Source organism: Enterobacter sp. 03-F-07-AD-ECC, from assembly GCF_047530935.1.
Taxonomy (GTDB): Bacteria; Pseudomonadota; Gammaproteobacteria; order Enterobacterales; family Enterobacteriaceae; genus Enterobacter; species Enterobacter cloacae.
In genome coordinates this window covers 25176-44021 of sequence record NZ_JBLKBZ010000020.1, presented here as the reverse complement: position 1 = coordinate 44021, position 18846 = coordinate 25176, and the positions used below count along the sequence as shown (strand labels likewise).

Below are 18846 nucleotides of genomic sequence, written 5' to 3'. Positions count from 1 at the left end.
AATAATGAAAACAACGCTTCTCTCTACCCTCATTGCTTCCGGGATCGCACTGGCTACCTTAACCGGTGCCGCACAGGCCAAAGGCCGTCTGGTGGTGTACTGCAGCGCCACTAACGAAATGTGCGAAGTGGAAACCAAAGCATTCGGTGAAAAGTACGATGTTAAAACCTCGTTTATCCGCAACGGTTCCGGCAGCACGCTGGCGAAGGTGGATGCCGAGAAGAAAAACCCGCAGGCCGATGTCTGGTACGGCGGCACGCTGGATCCGCAGTCCCAGGCCGGTGAGATGGGGTTACTCCAGCCCTATAAATCGGAAAACCTGGAACAGATCATGGAGAAATTCCGCGATCCGGCCAAGGTGAAGGGCAACCACTCCTCTGCGGTCTATGTCGGGATCTTAGGCTTTGGCGTTAACACCCAGCGCCTGAAAGAGAAAAATCTGCCGGTGCCCAAATGCTGGAAGGATCTGACCAAACCGGAATACAAGGGCGAGATCCAGATTGCCGATCCACAAAGCTCCGGCACCGCCTATACCGCGCTGGCGACCTTCGTCCAGCTGTGGGGGGAAGATCAGGCCTTCGACTACCTGAAACAGCTGAACGGCAACGTGTCTCAGTACACCAAATCCGGCATTGCCCCGGCGCGTAACGCCGCACGTGGTGAAACCGCCATCGGCATCGGCTTCCTGCACGACTACTCGCTGGAAAAAGAGCAGGGTGCACCGCTGGAACTGATCTCTCCCTGCGAAGGCACCGGGTATGAAATTGGCGGTGTAAGCATTCTGAAGGGCGCGCGCAACGAAGAGAACGCGAAGCTGTTCGTGGACTGGGTGCTCTCCAAAGAAGCGCAGGAGCTGGCGTGGAAGAAGGGCAAATCCTACCAAATCCTGACCAACACCACAGCCGAGACCTCACCGAACTCGCTCAAGCTCGATGACCTCAAGCTCATCAGCTATGACATGGACAAGTACGGCTCCACGGACGTGCGTAAAGCGCTGATCAATAAATGGGTCAGCGACGTGAAGATGGGTAAATAAGCCCGCGAACAGTGGTCATCGCCCGGCATCATTCATTTGCCGGGCATCCAACACCCGGAAAATTTATGTCACAGACACATGCTCTTCATCCCGCCAAAAAACGGGATGCGGTATTCCTGTGGGTTTTACTCGGCTGGCTGGCCTTTGCCCTGCTGCCGAGCTGGAGCCTTGATTACGGCCTGCTGGAGTCGACCGGGGATGAGATCCTCGACGCCTACGGCTGGTCCCATTTCAACATCAGCTGGCTGTGGTACCTGCTGCCGAGCTTGCTGCTGGTACGCCCGTTTAACGAAGCAAAGCGCGAGCAGCGCAGCCGCCACTATCTTGACGCGGGCTGGGCACTGCTGTGTATGGCGTTCGTGGTCATCAGCGCCACCGTCGAAGGACGCGGTTTAGGCTATGCCACCATCGTGCTGTTTGTCGCCCTGGGCGCCATCATGACGCTGGCCCTCACCCGCCTGGAGTGGCTGGGCGGCGATCGTTTTGTCATCGGCTCGCTGATTACCATCGTAGCGTTGATCGGGATTTTTATCGTCTGGCCGAGCATCGCCATTTTCATTCCGATGTTCACCAACGACGCAGGTGAATTCGCCCCGCTGGCGTTCATGAATGTGCTGTCCCAGGCGCACATTATTCAGGTCATCATCAATTCGATTATGCTGTCGGTTGCCGTCGGGATCGGCTGCACCTTCTTTGGGCTGGTGTTGGCGATATACACCACGCGCATCGCCAAACGCAGCGCCATCATTGGCCGTATCTTCTCGATTCTGCCCATCGTTACCCCGCCGTTCGTGGTGGGGTTGGGCGTTACACTTATGATGGGGCGCTCTGGCTATATTACGGAGCTGATGGTGGACTGGTTTGGGTTAACCAACACTAACTGGCTGTACGGCTTCACCGGCATCTGGCTGGCGCAGGTGCTGGCCTTCACGCCGATGGCCTTTATGATCCTCGACGGCGCAATCAAAACCATCCACCCGTCGCTGGAAGAGGCCTCATACACCCTACGCGCCAGCCGCTGGCAGACCTTTAACGGCGTCTTCGTGCCGCTGCTGAAACCGGCGCTGGCAAATGCGTTCTTAATCGTGGTTGTGCAGTCGCTGGCCGATTTCAGTAACCCGCTGGTGCTGGGCGGGAACTTCGACGTGCTGGCCACGCAGATTTACTTCTACATTACCGGCTCACAGTTGGATTATCAGGCGGCGAGTACCCTCGGAGCCTTCCTCCTGCTGTTCTCGCTGCTGGTGTTCTGCATTCAGTACATGTGGATCGGCAAGCGCTCCTACGTAACCGTATCCGGTAAATCGTACCGCGGAGACGTGCAGCCGCTGCCGGTGACGCTGGTGTGGAGCGTGATCGCCCTGCTGGCGGTGTGGATCGCCTTTAACGCCCTGCTTTACGGCAGCATTTTCTACGGCAGCTTTACCGTCAACTGGGGCGTGGATTACACCCTGACGCTGGATAACTTTATCAAGCTGTTCGGGCAGGGGATGAGCGACGGCGCGTGGCCTTCGCTGCTAGATACCCTGCTCTACGCCGGGATTGCCGCGCCGATCACCGCCGTCTTCGGCCTGCTGATTGCCTGGGTTGTAGTGCGCCAGCAGTTCCGGGGTAAAAAGACCATCGAGTTCACAACCATGCTGTGCTTTGCCGTACCGGGTACCGTGGCGGGCGTGTCGTACATTCTGGCCTTTAACAGCGCGCCGGTGTACCTCACGGGCACCGCCGCCATCGTGATTATTTCCATGGTAATGCGTAACGTGCCGGTGGGCATTCGCGCCGGGATCGCGGGATTAGGGCAGATCGACAAGTCGCTGGACGAGGCTTCGCTGAGCCTGCGTGCCGGAAGCCTGCGCACCATCACCCACATCCTGCTGCCGCTGCTGCGTCCGGCCATTTTATCGGCACTGATTTACAGCTTTGTGCGTGCCATTACCACCGTCAGCGCCATTGTGTTCCTCGTCACGCCGGATACCCGCGTGGCAACGGCCTACATTCTGAACCGTGTGGAAGACGGTGAATACGGCGTGGCGATTGCCTACGGCTCGATCCTGATTGTGGTCATGCTGGCGATCATTTTCCTCTTTGACTGGCTGATCGGCGAGGCGCGTATCTCCCGTTCTAAAGCCAAAAACCAGGCATAACACTATGACTGAGAAACATTTTGTTGAACTGCGCAACGTGACCAAACGCTTTGGCGCAAACACAGTAATTGAAAACATCAACCTGGCGATCCCGCAGGGACAAATGGTAACGCTGCTCGGCCCGTCCGGCTGCGGTAAAACTACCGTGCTGCGCCTGGTCGCCGGGCTGGAAAAACCGACCGAAGGACAGATTTACATTGATGGAGAGGATGTGACCCACCGCTCCATTCAGCAGCGCGATATCTGTATGGTGTTTCAGTCCTACGCGCTCTTCCCACATATGTCGCTGGGCGAGAACGTGGGCTACGGTCTGAAGATGCTGGGCGTTTCGCGCCCGGAGATAAAATCACGGGTCAAAGAAGCCCTGGCGATGGTTGACCTGGAGGGGTTTGAAGATCGCTACGTGGATCAGATTTCTGGCGGCCAGCAGCAGCGCGTGGCTCTGGCCCGCGCTCTGATCCTCAAACCCAAAGTGTTGCTATTTGATGAACCGCTGAGCAACCTCGATGCGAACCTCAGGCGCAGCATGCGGGACAAAATTCGCGAACTGCAAAAGCAGTTCAACATCACCTCGCTGTACGTGACGCACGATCAAAGCGAGGCGTTTGCGGTCTCCGACACCGTGCTGGTGATGAACAAGGGCAACATTATGCAGATTGGCTCGCCTCAGGATCTCTATCGACAGCCGGCGTCTCGCTTTATGGCGAGTTTTATGGGGGATGCCAACCTCTTCCCGGCGCGCTTCAACGAGGATATCGTGGAAATCTACGGCTACCGTCTGCCGCGACCGCTGCATTTTGCTACGCAGGGCGAAGGTACGGTCGGTGTGCGTCCGGAGGCGATTACGCTAAGCCAGCGCGGCGAGGAGAGCCAGCGCTGCACTATCCGCCACGTCGCTTATATGGGGCCGCAGTATGAGGTGATTGTCGACTGGCACGGGCAGGAGATTTTACTTCAGGTGAACGCCACGCGCCTGCAACCGGACGTGGGCGATGCGTACTACCTTGAGATCCATCCGTACGGGATGTTTATGTTGGCGGAGGCTGCGTAATGAAATGCGAAACGGTAACGCGGGTTACCGTTTCGCGTCTTCGCTTTTAATACCGTAACCAGGTTTCGGGTAACGTATAAGACCGTTGCAGTAACCCGTGGCGAAAAATATATAAACAGGCAATATAAAAATGCCTGACGTTAAGCCGCTGACAAACTTTGTCTCTAAGCTTATAGACCTCCTTTTGAGAACAACAAAACATTGTTGCCATCTCTTCGATATCCTTTCCGCACAGAAACGCGTTAATTAATGCAACCTCTCTTTCTTCTATTTTTATTCGCACCGGCGGTGACCATTTATCCGGCATTGCAATAGAGATTTTATTGAGGATCATCAGCGATATATTTTCTGGGCTGGTTTTCATATCAACAGTGTCTCCACAGGGTTTTACGCTGAAGGGCAAGCTCACGGGTTGATTCATACAAAGCATAATAGCCTTAGTTCGCTCAAACATAGCCGAGAGAAACCGCCACCCGTGCTCAAGGTCGTTCATCGGCATTCTGCTGTCGACCAGAACCACACACTCTCGATGTGAGGTTTCAAGTAGTGTAAGATCCTGAATATGTTGAAGAGAAATACAGTGTTTCAACCCATGAAAGAGATAACTATCCTGTGTTATCAGAACGTTTAATGGCATGAAATTTACACCCAAATGCATTTTAAAGACAAAAAGACTCCAGCCTCTTAACATTAAGAGGCGGAGATATAATTAAAAAAATAACGGCATCAGTCTGATTTAGCGCACACTAATACCGTACGCCGCAAATCGCTAATGCTCCATATTTCACCCTGTAACTTCCGCACCTTAAATAAAAAGACCTTTTGTGCTGAAGTGAGTTTTTCAGATAAAGAGTCAGGTAGTGTTTCACTAATATTCTTCTCTATCCCTTCTCTTTTAAATTCATTAAAAGAGTGACGGTTATCTCCAGAATAACGCAGTCGGGCATAGCGATCGACGATATAGCGCTGGTTGTTGTAGGTCACGACCCCATACTCGGTAATGTAGCTGAGCTCATCTGGAACGAAGTGAACGACGAGATGGATGTTGGCGACGATCTTGTCATGGTCTTTACCCAGCTCAAGATTCATATCTGCTGTGCAATCCAGCACGCGGGTATCCTTGGGCACATACAGCAACGCACCAATAAATACCGCGATCAACAACATAGCAAGGCTAGCCCACTTTAGTCGAGACGAAGTTTTTACATTCACTAAATTCCCCTTCACTATCGACCGTACATTTTGCGACAAAGATTTCAAGAAGCTCAGTTTTCTCATGCACTTTACTGTCATCGTAAAAAATATAGGCAGGCGTTGAACACTTCGTCAGCAATTTCATCCCGTTTCCTTCAGAGAAATAGTGTTCCACTCTCTTTGCATTCACTTTGCTGTGATAAAAGATCTTGCACTGCTGCACTTGTTTTAAAAGCGTGACATCCTCACGTTTGTCGAAAAAATTGAGATATAAAGCGATTGCTAATCCAATAATAATGAACAACACGCCGGTCCATTTAATCAACCGGGTCTTATGTACACTTGGCTCTTTTTCAGGTTTTGAAATCGCCTGCATCACCAAATAGTCTCTGGACTTTTCATTGACCTGAAGATTTTCCAGCGCCAACTCAAAGCCTTGTTTAGGGACAGTTTTGAGCACATCATGAATTCCAAACTCAGTGAAAATCTTACGCAATATACTGATATTATTATTCAAACTATTACTGGATGGGGTTAATCCAAAATCGCCCCAAACCTTCTGCAAAAGTTCTTCTCTGGTCATTAGCCGGTTATTATTCTCCAGGAGTACGAGAAGAAGCCTGCATGCCGGATTAGAAAGCACATGTTGCGTTTTTCCATCCGACACTGTCCTTTCAGCAACGTTGAAAGAGACATTATTGTTTAATATGAAATGCATAACACTGTCACCAGCTCCAATATTAATCCACACTCTTCATGGCGTTAATGCCGATAGCTAGTTTAGCGTATTGGAATAAAGTGACAAAATACCCGTTCAATTGCGTATCATACTGTCTGGAAATTTTTACTTACGTCATGACAAATTATAATCAACGACTCTCTTATTTCCTGTTTTTCATCTGAAAATGTAACCGTCTGGCGGCAAGATACTCCCGTAACTGCGACTGACTTAATGCGCAGGAAAAGAGATAGCCCTGCTGAATAACAATCCCCATATCGCGCAGCAGCTGTGATTGTTCTGGGGTTTCAACCCCTTCAGCAATGATGCCAAGACCCCGCGCTTTCGCCAGGCCAGCAACCATCGCTGCAATGGATGTTGACGCTTTATCAGAGGAAAGATGCTTAACGAAAAGCTGGTCCACCTTCACCCCGTCCACGCTAAATTGCTCAAGGTATTCCAGATTAGAGCAGCCGGTACCAAAATCATCCAGATAGATCTCGACCCCCGCCAACTGCAACTTCAGAAAAGCGCCCGTAACCTCAGGCGTAGGCGGCAATGGTTGCTCTTCGGTGACCTCGACCACCAGACAATATTTTTCCAGAGGAATGGATGCCAGAAACGAGAGCGTATCAAACACAAAGCCGGGCTTCGCGACCTGTGAAGAGCTCACATTGAGCGAAAGATGAAGCCCAACAGGCAGCAATGCATCCAGTTCGTTAATATCTGCCGCAACCTTGCGCATCAGGTGTTGCATCATTTCAGGCAACAGACCATTCTCGTCAAATGCGCGGATAAGCGCCAGGGGTGAGGCATTCTCCTCAGAGAGTGACCAGCGCATTAATATTTCCAGCCCGTACAAACGCTGGGTCCGGCTGTTAATCAGCGGCTGATAATAGGGAACGATCTCCCCCATCATAAGCGCGCAGTAGAGATCGATATTGTTCAAGGGCAACGCAGTCATTTTCATCACTCCACCGTAATCAGCATCACAGTGGAGCCCGAAAACTCACCTGCCGCCACGCTGCCATTTGTATGAAGAACTGATTTCACAACGACATTTTCCTGTTCGGCGACGTCCAGAGTGAAGCCCGACGTGCCGAGTACGTTGTCATTCATATAAAGCTCGGAATAGAGACTGCCGTCGTCACGCAGCTGCACGTTGTCTGCGGAGTAGATATACAGCTTGAGCGTCTGTGATGTCGTACAGTTAATACTGACGTTTTCACTGACCTCATGCCCATCAAGCTCCTGACGCGTCAGCGTGCCGTGGTCGAGGGTCAGTACGTCCTGATTGAAATCGCAGGAACCGCTGGGCTGTGGAGCAACACCACAAATACTCCCAGGCATCATAGGGTGGCCCTGAAAAGCGCTTTGGTTGACGTTTGACGCGTTGTTACCAAGGTTTTTGCCCGCTGCGTAAAAAAAACCCACGCACTCTTCCCAATTGACAGCCACACCGCTGTGCCGCGTCGTGGACGAATAAGGGAACGTGAAAATGGTTTTAAACTGCTGACTTACCTCACCCATTGTCTCTGCGGTGATCAAAAACGGATAGGACCCCGCGTCCCAGGAACGCTCTATTCCTGGTCCTGAAGTCCCCGCAACATTATGTCTGTGTCCGATGATCAGAGTACAGGCCGAGAGCTGATAGCATGGATTTGGCGTTGCGTCATTTTCATCCCAGTCGGCAATCGTGAAAGTGTAGTCGTAGCAGGAGTTCGAGCCGCACGATTTGAGGGTGTCGATCCAACTCCAGATTGAGGCTGAAGCGGTGTGACTAAATGCCATGCCGAGAAACAGAAGAAGCGCAAAGAGCATTTTTTTCATGGAGTTTTCTCCTACTGATACTGAATTTTCAGCGTGGCTGACGCGCTAAACACGCCCGTTTCCACGGTTGATGCGCCATCTTTAATCGGCGCGGCCTGCAAAACGGGCACCTCCGGCCAGGTAAACGGCATCCAGGTATTTAGCGGCATCGATTCTCCGTTCATATACAATTTGATCCCCAGCCCTTCGCGGTCTGTGGCCAGATAGTCGTCGCTAAACGAGGCTGCCGCGCCTTCAAACTGCATCTCCAGATCGTTGGAGGTCAGATCTTCACAGACCAGCGAATAGTCGATGGTTTTCATAAAGTTCTCACCGTCCAGCTGGCGCGCCTGCAGGTTGCTGCCAAAATCCACGTAGACGGTTTCACCGTTGTTGATTTCACACACTCCCTCCACGACCACGCCGGTGACGTTTACCGTCAGGGATGACCAGGCCACTGGATTGGCCAGCAACAAAGCGATAAGCAGAGCAAAACGTGAACTAGTCATAATTAAGCCTGAAGTGGATCAGCGCCTGCCATGCCCCCGCCACCAGCGGTGCAGAGGTACGTTCCGGCGTGAGATAATAAAAAAGCGTGTTGTCATCTGACTCCAGCAACAGCGGATGCCCCTCATCGTTAAGACGAACCGAACGGTGCAGTCTGTCGGTCAGGTGTAGCCCTAACCCGCTGGCCCCGGTCACGCGGACCAGGCCCGGATTAAACAACTCTCCCGGCGCAACAAAGCTGACCGTGACCGAAGGCTGATCCCGACTCCAGAGCAAATCGCCGCTCCACGCATCGCGTACTGAGGTGGGTGATGGCATACAATCCTCCAGATGGATCTCCACCCGCACCGGCGTACCCTGGTCGCCTGGCTTTTTAAGCGCACCCGTTGCCGTCGTCCCCATGTCCACCTCCTGCCACGCGGAGTCCATCTCCAGACGGCAGGCGCTTTCCGTCAGCGCACCGCGCACGTGCAGCAGCCCATAGTTGCCATCGACCAATTCGTCCGCGGCATTTAGCGATCCTGCCAGCAGCATCAGAGCGAGCCCGCTCCCCTTTTTCCAGTACGCGATAGTCATGCCACTCTCCCGACGGTTATTTTTTCTTTTCCTGCGGAACGGCTTTGCACTCGTTGCCGCCACAGCTGAAGATCAGCTTTGCGCGGCCACCGAAGTCGTTGACGTAAGTCAGCACTGGTGCGCTGCCGAGCGCAGCAGCAGAAGGTGTCAGCACCAGCTGACCTTTCGGCTCAACCATAATCGGCTTGAAGCCTGCCGCCGCTTTGCCAGTGAGCGTCGAAGACGCATTCACCAGCGAGATGTAATACGGCGTCGGATTATTCACGCGGTATTTATCCCCTACCCGCGTCAGGGTCAGCTGTTCCTGAAACGGCGTGGAATAATCGGCACGCTGCACTTCAATAGCGGCCGGGCGATAAAAGAGCTTGATGCGGGTCTGGAGCGCCAGTTGCAGCGTATTAGGCTTGCTGCTTTTGGGCGGGATCTCGCGCAGATTGAAATAGAACAGCGACTCCCTGTCCTGTGGCAGGCGCTGGATCCCCGCGGTGGATTGCACCTTGATCTGACTCTGCTCGCCTGGTTCAATGCGCTGAACCGGCGGCAGCAGCACCAGCGGATCGGTGATTTTTTTACCCTGAGCATCTTCCACCCATCCCTGCGCCAGATACGGCAGTGTTTTATTTTCATTGGTCAGGCGCAGGCTGACGGATTTTGCCGCGCCGTCAAAAATCACCCGAGTTCTGTCCAGCGATATGGCGGCTGTCGCCACGCCTGAAACCATCAGTGCCAGGCCCGTCAGGGCGGAAATTCGCACAATTGTCATCTTGATTAACTCATCTCGTTGTTCAGGCCGGTTATTCCGGCGCACAGGTTAAAAGCAAATTCTCCAGCACGGCTGGCAGCACGGCCGGCAGGTTTACCACGCAGCGGGCTTGTCCATCCCATTTGACGGTCATTTTGCCGTTTGGCTGAATGCCGCTTAGCCAGACGCTTCCTTCGTCATTCACCACCCCCGTTTCCTGGTTTTTCTCGTTCATCACCGAGGCCCCAAATGGCGGGAAGCTCCCGTCAGCCTTGCGGATAAAGGCCATCGCTTTACCACCTGCAATCACGTCAAACTGGCGATAGCCGATCGCCCCTTCGGTGAGCGTGGCCTGTGAGACCGATCGGGTGACGTCAGCGTTTTCATCAAGCTTGTCAACGTCAATGCGGATCGGATTGCGGTAGTAGCTGTTCACATCGCCAATCACCGCCTTCCCGAATCGGTTGGTTTTCACCGAGGCGCCGAATCCCTTCACGGGCACGCCGTTGACGCCTGCGGTATCCACCAGTACGCGGCTGCCGCCCCGCGCGTTCGAGCGGTGCGCTGCGCCCCCTTCGGTGGTCAGGGTCAGACCGCCGGTCACATTCATGCCCAGCGCGGTATAACTGCCGGACTGATAGCTAGCGTTGGTCTGTACCTGCGCGCTATCGCCCTGCCAGGTGTAGTAGCCGTACGCCGTCGGGCCGCTGCGGGAAAGGCCGCTGCTGACCTGGAAGCTATTGTGTTCATCCACCCGGCCGTAATAGCTCACGCGATGTGTGTTATCGGTGCGGTTAATTGTGGCGCCATAGCTGAGCGAGGTGCCGTTACCTATCGGCAACGACACGGAAATGTATGCCCCGTCGTCTTTCAGGGAGTAGTACTCGCTGCGGTAGGCCGTAAGCGATACGCTCATGTTCTTGAACGGACCGAGATCGACATAGCGCGACAGCGACAGGCTTACGCGATCGTTATCCGCGCTGTTCCAGTAGGTCTGATGGCTGTAGTTGAGGTAAGCGCTCAGCCCGACATCACGGAAGCGTTTGTTAAACGACACCGTGTATTTTTCTTTCGGGCTGTGCGACGTGCCGCTGCCGTAGCGGGTATCGAGGTACTCCGACATACTCATAAAGTCGCGTTCGGAGAAACGATACCCGGCAAAGGTGACCTGGCTGTCGTACTCGTCGAAGGTTTTTGAGTAGCTCACCCGGTAAGAGGTACCGGACAGCGTTCCTTCAGAAGGCAATACCGCCCGCGACTGCGTTACGTCGAAGGCCAGCGCGCCGAGGATGAAGAGATCGCGCCCGATCCCCACCGACAGGGCATTATAGTCACCGCCGATCACCGAGCCGCCGTACAGCGTCCAGCCGTTGGCCACGCCCCAGGAGATTTCTCCCGAGGTGAACATCGGCCCGATCATGCTGTGCCCCCACTCGGAGGGTTTACCCGCTGCCAGCTTGTAGCGCACCGCACCCGGGCGCGTCAGGTAGGGAACCGAAGCCGTCGTGACCTGAAAGACCTGCACGCTGCCGTCCAGCTCTTCCACCCTTACGTCGAGCGTGCCAGAGATGGCATCATTCAGTTCCTGAATACGAAATGCCCCGGCGGCCACCTGCGTTTCGTGTATTACGCGTCCCTGCTGGCTGATGGTCACTTTACCGCCTGAACGGGAGATCCCCGTCACTTCTGGCGCGTAGCCACGCAGGCTCGGCGGCAACATGCTGAGATCGGAATTCAGGCTAACGCCGCTAAAGCGGAAGGTATCGAAGATATCGGAGCTGAGGTAATCTTCCCCCACCGTCAGCTTCGCTTTCAGTGAAGGAATGGCGCGGTAGAGGTAGTAACGGCTAAAGGCGAAATCCTTGTCCGTTTTCCCGTCACGCTTGTTCCAACTGGTCTGCCAGTCGGCGCGGGCACGCCATGGTCCCAGGTTGGCCCCCAGGACCCCATTCCCGCTGATATTTTGGCTGTCTGAAACGGTTTGATTCTGCTGCGCCTGAACATTGAGGTTGTAGTCGGCAATCACACCAGGGATACCCTCATCCCAGCGCGAAGGCGGATCCCAGTTTGGCGCAGTGTACTCCAGCCACGCCTGTGGGATCGCCAGATAAAGCGTGTCCTTTGCAAGGTCGACGCGCATATCCAGCCCTTCGAGACTGGCTTTGTCCAGACACTCACCGTCGCGCAGCCAGCGAAGATCGTCCATGACGCTGGCCTTCAGGTTGAAGCGAGAGAGCTGCTCTGGCGTCAGGCAAATCAGGCTGTCCCGGCCGTTTTCACCCTCGGGATAGACCACAATTCGCTCTTCGCGCAGGATGTCTTTGTTCACCATGATGCTGAAGGTGTAGTCGCCGGGCATGACGTAGCCTCGACGCGAAAAGTGGCTAAGATCGATATTGCTCTTGTCCTGCGTGTCCAGCACGTCGGTATTGTACTGAATATCATCGTCGGCCCAGCTTTTCGCCACCGGCACGATTAAAGCCAAAATCAGCACGCTGAGCGTTGAGCGTCGGAATGTCCGTATCGTTTTTTTCATCTCAGTAGTAATCCATTCTGAAGCGGATCAGAGACTGGTAATCCCCGGCTTTAAGCGGCTGTCCGTTGCTGACAAGCTGAAGCGAATAATTCAGGTTCATACTGCCCGCCGTGACCTCTCTGGCGGGAAACGCCACACCAGGCGCGGCGATATTGCCGTCAATATCGCGGATCGCCAGTTCAATGCCCTGCGCGTCTCCATGTACTGAAAATCGCTCTGTGCCGATCATGGGCTCGAACGTTATCTGGTAGTACTCGGAGTCATATTTGCTGTTCCCGGGTGTTGGCAGCATCAGGCAATTAATTAAGCGAACGGTGAAGGCACGGGTAGGGCCGTAACCTTTAGTCGCAATTTCCGACACGGGTGTATCGCCCATATCAATCGTTTGATCACGGCTATCGAGATCAATTGCACAGGGTGTGTAGAGCACCGCCCCCTGAATCAGGACGGCACCCTCCCCCAGGTTTGCAGCGAATAAAGGCAGGCAATAACCAGACAGGAGAAAAGGGAGTGTTTTAACTAATTTTGTTGTATTCGAAAATATATAACCCATAGCAAACCCTTTTCACTTATTCAGTCGGTATCGAATATCAGACGGCCTGCAAAGGCCGTCTGACGAATCATCGAAATAAGGTCAGGGCTTATTCGTAAGCCAGAGTCCAGTTAGTCACAGCGGTGAAATCACCTTCGGTTGGTGCTTCTCCACCGATGATGTATGCGGAATAGGTCAGAGTGTTGTCGCCATTAACCACGTTCTGTCCACTCGTGGCTTCACCCAGGGTGATAGTGTTGCTGTCGCCATCGGTCATCACGATGCCAACATCGGTTGCATTACCGGTTACGCCCAGTACTGCACCGTCAACGCTGGAATCCGCGCCGGAGAAGGTAGTGGTCACAGTGGTAGCGGTCTCAACAGAGCAGTTTTCCAGGTGAATGTAAAACGGAACCGGCGTAGAGGTACCGCCGTTCGCCACCGCGGAACTGGAAACCTGGCCGAGGCTAATGGTCTGATCTTCATCACCTGCCGCGATTGAACATGGCGCATCGATAACGGAACCGGTGAAGGTCACAACGCCGCTACCCTGGTCAGCCTGAGCACCGAAAGCAGCCATACCAGAAGCCAGAACCAGTGCAGTAAAGAGTTTGTTCATTTTCATAAATATCGTCCTGTAAATTAAGTGAATGACACACACATAAGATTTGTGATGGCTGAATTTGGGCAATAGACGCCCCGCCCGAAAATTGGGATTAATTAAATTATTCAGCAATCAAATAATCTCTTAAACATCATCATCAGCAAATTCAGTTGAACTTACGCATATCTCCCTGCGCTTCGCTGATGCAACAAATAATAACCCGACGATGAAAAAACAAAAGGCAAAATAAGCCATCAGATCAAAAACAAAAGACATTCTTAAATAAGAGATTTAATTAGAATAATAAAGATGAATTACACATCAATTAGTTTTTTATACTAAAATAAATAATAATGATAGATTATCACTCTAAAGCTTAATCTTTTAACCCACACTAACAGTCATAAACACGAGATTATCAAAGTAGATTTGTTGCTGGAGTGTGAAAATTAATTACATAAACTCAAAAAGTATCTGTGTCAGGAGACAATATCATTCGCACGCGAACAGAAATTATCTAGTTGGGATAGGCATCTGAATTTGTCAGAAAGAAATAATGGGAAGGGTATAAAGAGAATTATTCCCGGCCTGCATAACTGCTGACCGGGAATCAGGATTATCGCTGCGCGTTAAGCTCAGCAATATCTTTCGGCGTGGTGCGACAGCATCCACCGATTAATCTGGCACCGGCCTCCAGCCACTGGGGCAAATACCCCGCCAGCGTCTCGCACGCTTCACCGTGATGGTGCCAGGTTTTGGTCACCGCATCATAATGCTCGCCCGAGTTCGGATAGACCACCAGCGGCAGTGTCGTCAGGCTGTGCAGGTGTTTCAGCGCCGCGGTGGTGTTTTCCAGCGCGATACAGTTGATGCCCAGCGCCACGACCTGCGAATTATCTTTCAGGGCCGCGACAACTTCCCGCAGCGGTGTCCCGTCGCTCAGGTGCTCGCTGTCGCGCAGGGTAAACGAGAACCATGCCCGGGCGCGGGGATACTCAGCCACAAGTGCTGCCAGCGCCTTGATCTCCTCAAAGGAGGGTAGCGTTTCGCAAGCCAGCAGATCCGCCCCCGCATCCAGCAACGCCTCAATGCGCGGACGATGAAACGCGGTAAACTCTTCGGCGCGACGCACATAATCTCCGCGATACTCAGAGCCATCCGCCAGATAGGCGCCATACGGCCCAACGGACCCCGCCACCAGCAGCGTGCCCGCATGCGGATTTTCCGCCAGATACGCTTCACGCGCCTTACGCGCCAGCTCCACGCTTTTGCCGATCAACGCGCGGGACTGCGCCTCATCCAGACCGCGCGCCGCAAAGCCCGCAGGCGTGGCCTGATAGCTGGCGGTGATCGCCACCTGCGCACCCGCACGGTAGTAGTCGAGGTGGACTTCACGGATAAGCTCCGGGTTTTCCATCAATACTTTGGCAGACCAGAGGTTGTCTGCAAGGTTGCACCCGCGCGCTTCCAGTTCAGTTGCCATTGCGCCATCCAGCACCACAAACGGCTGCTTTTCAAGGAGGGCGGTAAGCGGATTATTCTGCGACATGTTCAGGCTCCTGCGATGTCAGGTTTCGGGTCAGGTAGTAGGCACCATAACACAGGGCGACGAACGGCAGGCCACAATAAAGGGCAATGCGCTGGCTCGGATCAAACCACAGGCCGATACATGCCACCACGCAGAGGATAAACCCGAGCACCGGCACCAGCGGATACCACGGCGCGCGATAGTGCAGAGCAGACAGCGGCTGTCCGGACTGCAGATGACGACGACGGAAGACAAAGTGCGACGCGCAGATGCTGATCCACACCGCCACCACCGCAAAACCGGAAATGGCCGACAGCGCCACAAACACCGTGTCCGGCGCAACCACGCTTGAGAAGAGCGCCAGCACGCCACCGAGCATGGAAACGGAGAGCGCCGTCAGCGGCACGCCGTTTTTATTGACGCGGGCAAAGCAGCGCGGCAGCGTTTTCTCGTTAGAAAGCGACCACAGCATGCGCCCTGAGGCGTACAAGCCGGAGTTTGCCGCCGAGAGGATCGCGGTCAAAATCACAAAGTTAAAGATATCTGCCGCATACGGGATCCCGACTTTTTCAAACACTAGCACAAACGGGCTCTTTTCCACCCCGGCCTGCTGCATCGGGATCAGCGCCGCCAGCACAAACACGGTGCCGATAAAGAAGATGATCAACCGGGCAATGGTCGCACGGATCGCCACCGGAATAACCTTATGCGGGTTTTCCGTTTCGCCCGCCGCAATGCCGATAAGCTCGGTGCCGGAGAAGGCAAAGTTCACCGCCACCATGGTCATCAGGATCGGCAGGCCGCCATGCGGGAACCAGCCTTCAGCGGTAATGTTGCTCAGACCCGGCGCAGGCGAACCGTCCTGCATTGGAATAAAGCCAAAGATCGCCGCGCCGCCAAGAATAATAAAGGCGATGATGGTGATAACTTTCACCAGCGAGAACCAGAATTCGCCCTCGGCAAAGAAACGCGTGGAGATAACGTTAAGGCCAAAAATCACCACGCAGAAGACCACGCACCATACCCAGACGGGCACCTGTGGGAACCAGTACTGCATACAGAACCCGGCGGCGGTAAAGCTCGATCCTAGCGCCACCGTCCAGGTGAGCCAGTACAGCCACGCCACGGTATAGCCCGTCGCCGGGCCGAGGTAACGAGCGGCATAAACGTGAAACGCGCCGGTTTCCGGCATCGCCACCGACAGCTCGCCCAGACACTGCATCACCAGCCAGACCACCAGTGCGCCAATGAGATAGGCCAGCAGCGTGCCTGCTGCCCCGGTTGTCGAAATGATATAACCGGTATTAAAGAATAACCCTGTGCCAATCACGCCACCCAGCGAGAGCATAATCAGGTGGCGTGTTTTCATGGTGCGCTTTAGCTGCCCATTTTCTTGTTGTGTTTGCATATTACCTTCTATACGTATGGACATCTAAACATCCAAAGAAGGTGTGTTATACCGCGATTAACATAAAAAAGCTAGACGACCAGACGCAACCGGGCGCGTCGCGCACTGAGTCGGGGATGGGTTGTGAGGATCACATACAGAATCGGACGCCAGGCCATAAGCACCTCCGCAAGCAGATACTTACAGCATGGCGCGGACGGCTGTGATTCTGGCTCAGACAAAAGTTGTATCTTTCCCCTACCAGCTAAACCCTCTGCATGCTTCGCGCAGGCGAATCAAAAACTGACGCGCGTTAGTGGTCATCGCCGACTTTTGCGACCACACCGCGCAATACTGCGCCGACGGCAGCTGGGTGATGGGCAACGCCACCAGCTTGTCATCAAGCTGTAGCGGCTGACACATCGCCCGCGCGACCACCGTCAGATAGTCCGCGTTAAGCACCATATTTAGCCCCGTGATGACGGAATCGGTGCGCAGTGGGGTGATATCCACCTGTCGATAAAAATGGCTGAGCTCATTTTGTAGCTGCTGGTAGTAGCCCATGGATGACTCCGGCATTAGCCATTTAGCCTGACGCAGCGCCATCAGATCGCGGGCTTCTGCCAGTGGGTGCCCCTTGCGTGCGATGATGCAAAATGGCGAGGTAAACAGCGGTTCGATCATCACCCCTTCCGGCGGCGCCATCGGATCCACCGAGCCGATAGCCATATCTATTTCACCGTTTCGTACGCCAGGCAGGAGCGAGGAGAGCTGCCCCTCCTTCACCGTCAGCAAGACCTGGGGCAGCGTTTTCTTGAACGCCTCGGCCACATCAGGAAAGACGGTCAGCGCAATAAGCGAAGAGAACCCCACCGTCAGACGCCCGTGAGTAAAATGGTTAATCTGCTCCACTTCATCCGCCGCACGCCGCAGCTCTTCAAGCACCCACTCCGCCCGTTGGGAAAACGCCATTCCCGCCTCGGTAAGGGCAATCCCCTCTTTGCTGCGCAATAAAAGTTGGGTGCCTAAAGTTTGCTCAAGCTCACGCAATGTACGGCTCAGTCCGGGCTGCGAAACGCCCAGTTCCCGTGCGGCCGAACGGATACTGCCGCTGCGCGCCACCTGACGAAAGGCCTGAAGATGGCCGAGTTTTGGCAGATATTTCATCGCTCGCCCTATAACAAAAAAGCATCACCTATAGCAAAATTATATCTTCCCGCCTGTCTGGTAAACCCCTAGATTCAGAGTGCACACAACAATTCTCATCACACTCTGACGTCAGGCGGAAAACACAATGAAAAGCCAGTCACAGATGATTTTTTTACTTTTTATCGGCTATGTCGTGGTCTACATCGATAAAACCGTAATGGGTTTTGCCCTGCTGCCGATCGAAAAAGAGTTCGGGCTTACCACCGCGCAGCTGGGCTATATCACTGGGATCTTCTTTCTCGCCTACTCTCTCTTTCAGGTGCCTGCTGGCTGGCTAAACGACCGAATCGGCTACAAAACCATGCTGATCCTTTCTCTGTGTGCGCTGGGGATCTTCGCCCTCTGCTTTGGCGCGCTGGGTATGAGCGTTGGCCTGCTGCTGGTGTTTCGCTTTCTCTCCGGCGTGGGGCATTCCGGCTATCCCTGCTCCTGCGCGAAAGCGGTGGTCAGCAATTTTACGCTGGAAAAACGCACCTTCGCCCAGTCGGTACTGCTCTCCTCCGCCGGGCTGGCGATGACCGTCGGGCCGATTGTGGCCGTCTCGGCGCTGGAACACCTGGGCTGGCACACCTCGTTTGTGGCATTAGGGATCGTTGCCTGCGCCATCGCCCTGTTGATCGCCTTGCGCGTGCCGTATCAGAAACCCGCGCCACGCCAGGCCGCGCATGGGCAACGCGAGGCGCTGTGGCGTAACCCCACGGTGCTGCTGCTGTTTTTCTCGGTGTTTTGCATCAATATCCCAAGCTATGGCCTGTTGGCCTGGCTGCCTAAATTCTTTGTCCAGAGCATGGGCATGCCGATTGAGGTGTCCGGTTATATCGTGGCGGCTGGCGGCGCGGGGATCTGGCTTTCGTCGTTGTGCACCGGCTGGCTGGTCGGAAAATACTTCCACCACCGCGAGCCACAGGTGATTTTGATCTGCGCACTGGTGAGCGCTGCTGCCATTCTCGGCATCTTCCACACCGCCACGGCGGTGAGTGCCAGCATCCTGCTGTTTGTGGGGGAGATCTTCCTGATGGCCACCTTTGTGACCGCGTTTACCCTGCCAATGAAACGCCTGCCGGAGAACATCATGGGCTCGGCCATCGGGCTGATAAACACCGGGGGGACGCTGGGGGGCTTCGTTTCACCGGTTGTTATTGGCTATCTCGTTGGAAAAAGCCACAGTTATGAAAGCGCATTTATTTTCTTGTCACTGGCAATGGTGTGCGCGGGCGTGGCGATAGTGCCATTGATAAAAAAACCTGCGCCCTCACTGCCGGTGACTGACTGA

The 18846-nt window shown here is 54.2% G+C and carries 18 protein-coding genes; 4 read left to right on the top strand and 14 right to left on the bottom strand.

Features of this window, described 5'->3' with window-relative positions; genetic code table 11:
- Positions 1–4 precede the first annotated feature (4 nt).
- The 3 genes from ACMWKA_RS20925 (at position 5) to fbpC (ending at position 4231) form a co-directional block, all read left to right on the top strand.
- Complete coding sequence (locus ACMWKA_RS20925; protein WP_057072866.1) at positions 5–1036, top strand: ABC transporter substrate-binding protein; 1032 nt, start codon at positions 5–7, stop codon at positions 1034–1036.
- 65 nt (positions 1037–1101) lie between these two features.
- Positions 1102–3180 (top strand): ABC transporter permease, encoded by a 2079-nt coding sequence (locus ACMWKA_RS20920; RefSeq protein WP_414760576.1) that lies wholly within the window; start codon positions 1102–1104, stop codon positions 3178–3180.
- 4 nt (positions 3181–3184) lie between these two features.
- Complete coding sequence (fbpC, locus tag ACMWKA_RS20915) at positions 3185–4231, top strand: ferric ABC transporter ATP-binding protein (RefSeq protein ID WP_414760575.1); 1047 nt, start codon at positions 3185–3187, stop codon at positions 4229–4231.
- Between the two features lie 46 nt (positions 4232–4277).
- On the opposite strand, the gene ACMWKA_RS20910 is transcribed toward fbpC, so the two are convergent.
- The 14 genes from ACMWKA_RS20910 to ACMWKA_RS20845 form a co-directional block, all read right to left on the bottom strand.
- Positions 4278–4724: a hypothetical protein gene (locus tag ACMWKA_RS20910; protein WP_038982960.1), complete on the bottom strand. Its 447-nt coding sequence runs from the start codon at positions 4722–4724 to the stop codon at positions 4278–4280.
- A 233-nt stretch (positions 4725–4957) separates the two neighbouring features.
- Entirely contained in the window at positions 4958–5398 is a 441-nt protein-coding gene (locus ACMWKA_RS20905) for a hypothetical protein (RefSeq protein WP_072193804.1), read from the bottom strand.
- 7 nt (positions 5399–5405) lie between these two features.
- Entirely contained in the window at positions 5406–6143 is a 738-nt protein-coding gene (locus ACMWKA_RS20900; RefSeq protein WP_038418769.1) for a winged helix-turn-helix domain-containing protein, read from the bottom strand.
- A 163-nt stretch (positions 6144–6306) separates the two neighbouring features.
- Positions 6307–7107 carry an EAL domain-containing protein gene (locus ACMWKA_RS20895; RefSeq protein WP_038420889.1) on the bottom strand — a complete coding sequence of 267 codons (801 nt, stop codon included), beginning with the start codon at positions 7105–7107 and terminating at the stop codon, positions 6307–6309.
- 5 nt (positions 7108–7112) lie between these two features.
- Positions 7113–7973, bottom strand: coding sequence for a hypothetical protein (locus tag ACMWKA_RS20890; protein ID WP_038418768.1), 861 nt, complete (start codon positions 7971–7973; stop codon positions 7113–7115).
- 11 nt (positions 7974–7984) lie between these two features.
- Complete coding sequence (locus tag ACMWKA_RS20885; protein WP_414760574.1) at positions 7985–8461, bottom strand: fimbrial protein; 477 nt, start codon at positions 8459–8461, stop codon at positions 7985–7987.
- On the bottom strand, positions 8454–9035 hold the full coding sequence (locus ACMWKA_RS20880; protein ID WP_038982885.1) for a fimbrial protein: 582 nt from the start codon (positions 9033–9035) through the stop codon (positions 8454–8456). Before ACMWKA_RS20880 ends, ACMWKA_RS20885 begins: the two co-directional genes overlap by 8 nt.
- A 16-nt stretch (positions 9036–9051) precedes the next feature.
- On the bottom strand, positions 9052–9798 hold the full coding sequence (locus tag ACMWKA_RS20875; RefSeq protein ID WP_013095778.1) for a fimbria/pilus periplasmic chaperone: 747 nt from the start codon (positions 9796–9798) through the stop codon (positions 9052–9054).
- A 31-nt stretch (positions 9799–9829) separates the two neighbouring features.
- Positions 9830–12313, bottom strand: a complete 2484-nt coding sequence (locus tag ACMWKA_RS20870) for an outer membrane usher protein (protein ID WP_414760573.1) — start codon at positions 12311–12313, stop codon at positions 9830–9832.
- 1 nt (position 12314) lies between these two features.
- Positions 12315–12866 (bottom strand): fimbrial protein, encoded by a 552-nt coding sequence (locus ACMWKA_RS20865; protein WP_013095776.1) that lies wholly within the window; start codon positions 12864–12866, stop codon positions 12315–12317.
- A gap of 88 nt (positions 12867–12954) precedes the next feature.
- Entirely contained in the window at positions 12955–13470 is a 516-nt protein-coding gene (locus ACMWKA_RS20860; protein WP_013095775.1) for a fimbrial protein, read from the bottom strand.
- A gap of 595 nt (positions 13471–14065) precedes the next feature.
- Positions 14066–14998: a homocysteine S-methyltransferase gene (gene mmuM, locus ACMWKA_RS20855; protein ID WP_048970423.1), complete on the bottom strand. Its 933-nt coding sequence runs from the start codon at positions 14996–14998 to the stop codon at positions 14066–14068.
- On the bottom strand, positions 14985–16385 hold the full coding sequence (mmuP, locus tag ACMWKA_RS20850) for an S-methylmethionine permease (protein WP_013095772.1): 1401 nt from the start codon (positions 16383–16385) through the stop codon (positions 14985–14987). The genes mmuM and mmuP overlap by 14 nt, the downstream gene beginning before the upstream one ends.
- A gap of 237 nt (positions 16386–16622) precedes the next feature.
- Positions 16623–17531 carry a LysR substrate-binding domain-containing protein gene (locus ACMWKA_RS20845; protein ID WP_414760572.1) on the bottom strand — a complete coding sequence of 303 codons (909 nt, stop codon included), beginning with the start codon at positions 17529–17531 and terminating at the stop codon, positions 16623–16625.
- A 127-nt stretch (positions 17532–17658) separates the two neighbouring features.
- Between ACMWKA_RS20845 and ACMWKA_RS20840 the strand changes: the two genes are divergently transcribed.
- Positions 17659–18846, top strand: a complete 1188-nt coding sequence (locus ACMWKA_RS20840; protein ID WP_062856951.1) for an MFS transporter — start codon at positions 17659–17661, stop codon at positions 18844–18846.

What these genes read in the sequence shown, in the direction of transcription:
- ACMWKA_RS20910 (WP_038982960.1), bottom strand. Translation starts at nt 4,724, where the DNA reads ATGAACGACCTTGAGCACGGGTGGCGGTTTCTCTCGGCTATGTTTGAG.
- ACMWKA_RS20900 (WP_038418769.1), bottom strand. Translation starts at nt 6,143, where the DNA reads ATGCATTTCATATTAAACAATAATGTCTCTTTCAACGTTGCTGAAAGG.
- ACMWKA_RS20845 (WP_414760572.1), bottom strand. Translation starts at nt 17,531, where the DNA reads ATGAAATATCTGCCAAAACTCGGCCATCTTCAGGCCTTTCGTCAGGTG.
- ACMWKA_RS20905 (WP_072193804.1), bottom strand. Translation starts at nt 5,398, where the DNA reads ATGTTGTTGATCGCGGTATTTATTGGTGCGTTGCTGTATGTGCCCAAG.
- ACMWKA_RS20920 (WP_414760576.1), top strand. Translation starts at nt 1,102, where the DNA reads ATGTCACAGACACATGCTCTTCATCCCGCCAAAAAACGGGATGCGGTA.
- ACMWKA_RS20885 (WP_414760574.1), bottom strand. Translation starts at nt 8,461, where the DNA reads ATGACTAGTTCACGTTTTGCTCTGCTTATCGCTTTGTTGCTGGCCAAT.
- fbpC (WP_414760575.1), top strand. Translation starts at nt 3,185, where the DNA reads ATGACTGAGAAACATTTTGTTGAACTGCGCAACGTGACCAAACGCTTT.
- ACMWKA_RS20890 (WP_038418768.1), bottom strand. Translation starts at nt 7,973, where the DNA reads ATGAAAAAAATGCTCTTTGCGCTTCTTCTGTTTCTCGGCATGGCATTT.
- mmuP (WP_013095772.1), bottom strand. Translation starts at nt 16,385, where the DNA reads ATGCAAACACAACAAGAAAATGGGCAGCTAAAGCGCACCATGAAAACA.
- ACMWKA_RS20925 (WP_057072866.1), top strand. Translation starts at nt 5, where the DNA reads ATGAAAACAACGCTTCTCTCTACCCTCATTGCTTCCGGGATCGCACTG.
- ACMWKA_RS20870 (WP_414760573.1), bottom strand. Translation starts at nt 12,313, where the DNA reads ATGAAAAAAACGATACGGACATTCCGACGCTCAACGCTCAGCGTGCTG.
- ACMWKA_RS20860 (WP_013095775.1), bottom strand. Translation starts at nt 13,470, where the DNA reads ATGAAAATGAACAAACTCTTTACTGCACTGGTTCTGGCTTCTGGTATG.
- ACMWKA_RS20865 (WP_013095776.1), bottom strand. Translation starts at nt 12,866, where the DNA reads ATGGGTTATATATTTTCGAATACAACAAAATTAGTTAAAACACTCCCT.
- mmuM (WP_048970423.1), bottom strand. Translation starts at nt 14,998, where the DNA reads ATGTCGCAGAATAATCCGCTTACCGCCCTCCTTGAAAAGCAGCCGTTT.
- ACMWKA_RS20840 (WP_062856951.1), top strand. Translation starts at nt 17,659, where the DNA reads ATGAAAAGCCAGTCACAGATGATTTTTTTACTTTTTATCGGCTATGTC.
- ACMWKA_RS20895 (WP_038420889.1), bottom strand. Translation starts at nt 7,107, where the DNA reads ATGACTGCGTTGCCCTTGAACAATATCGATCTCTACTGCGCGCTTATG.
- ACMWKA_RS20875 (WP_013095778.1), bottom strand. Translation starts at nt 9,798, where the DNA reads ATGACAATTGTGCGAATTTCCGCCCTGACGGGCCTGGCACTGATGGTT.
- ACMWKA_RS20880 (WP_038982885.1), bottom strand. Translation starts at nt 9,035, where the DNA reads ATGACTATCGCGTACTGGAAAAAGGGGAGCGGGCTCGCTCTGATGCTG.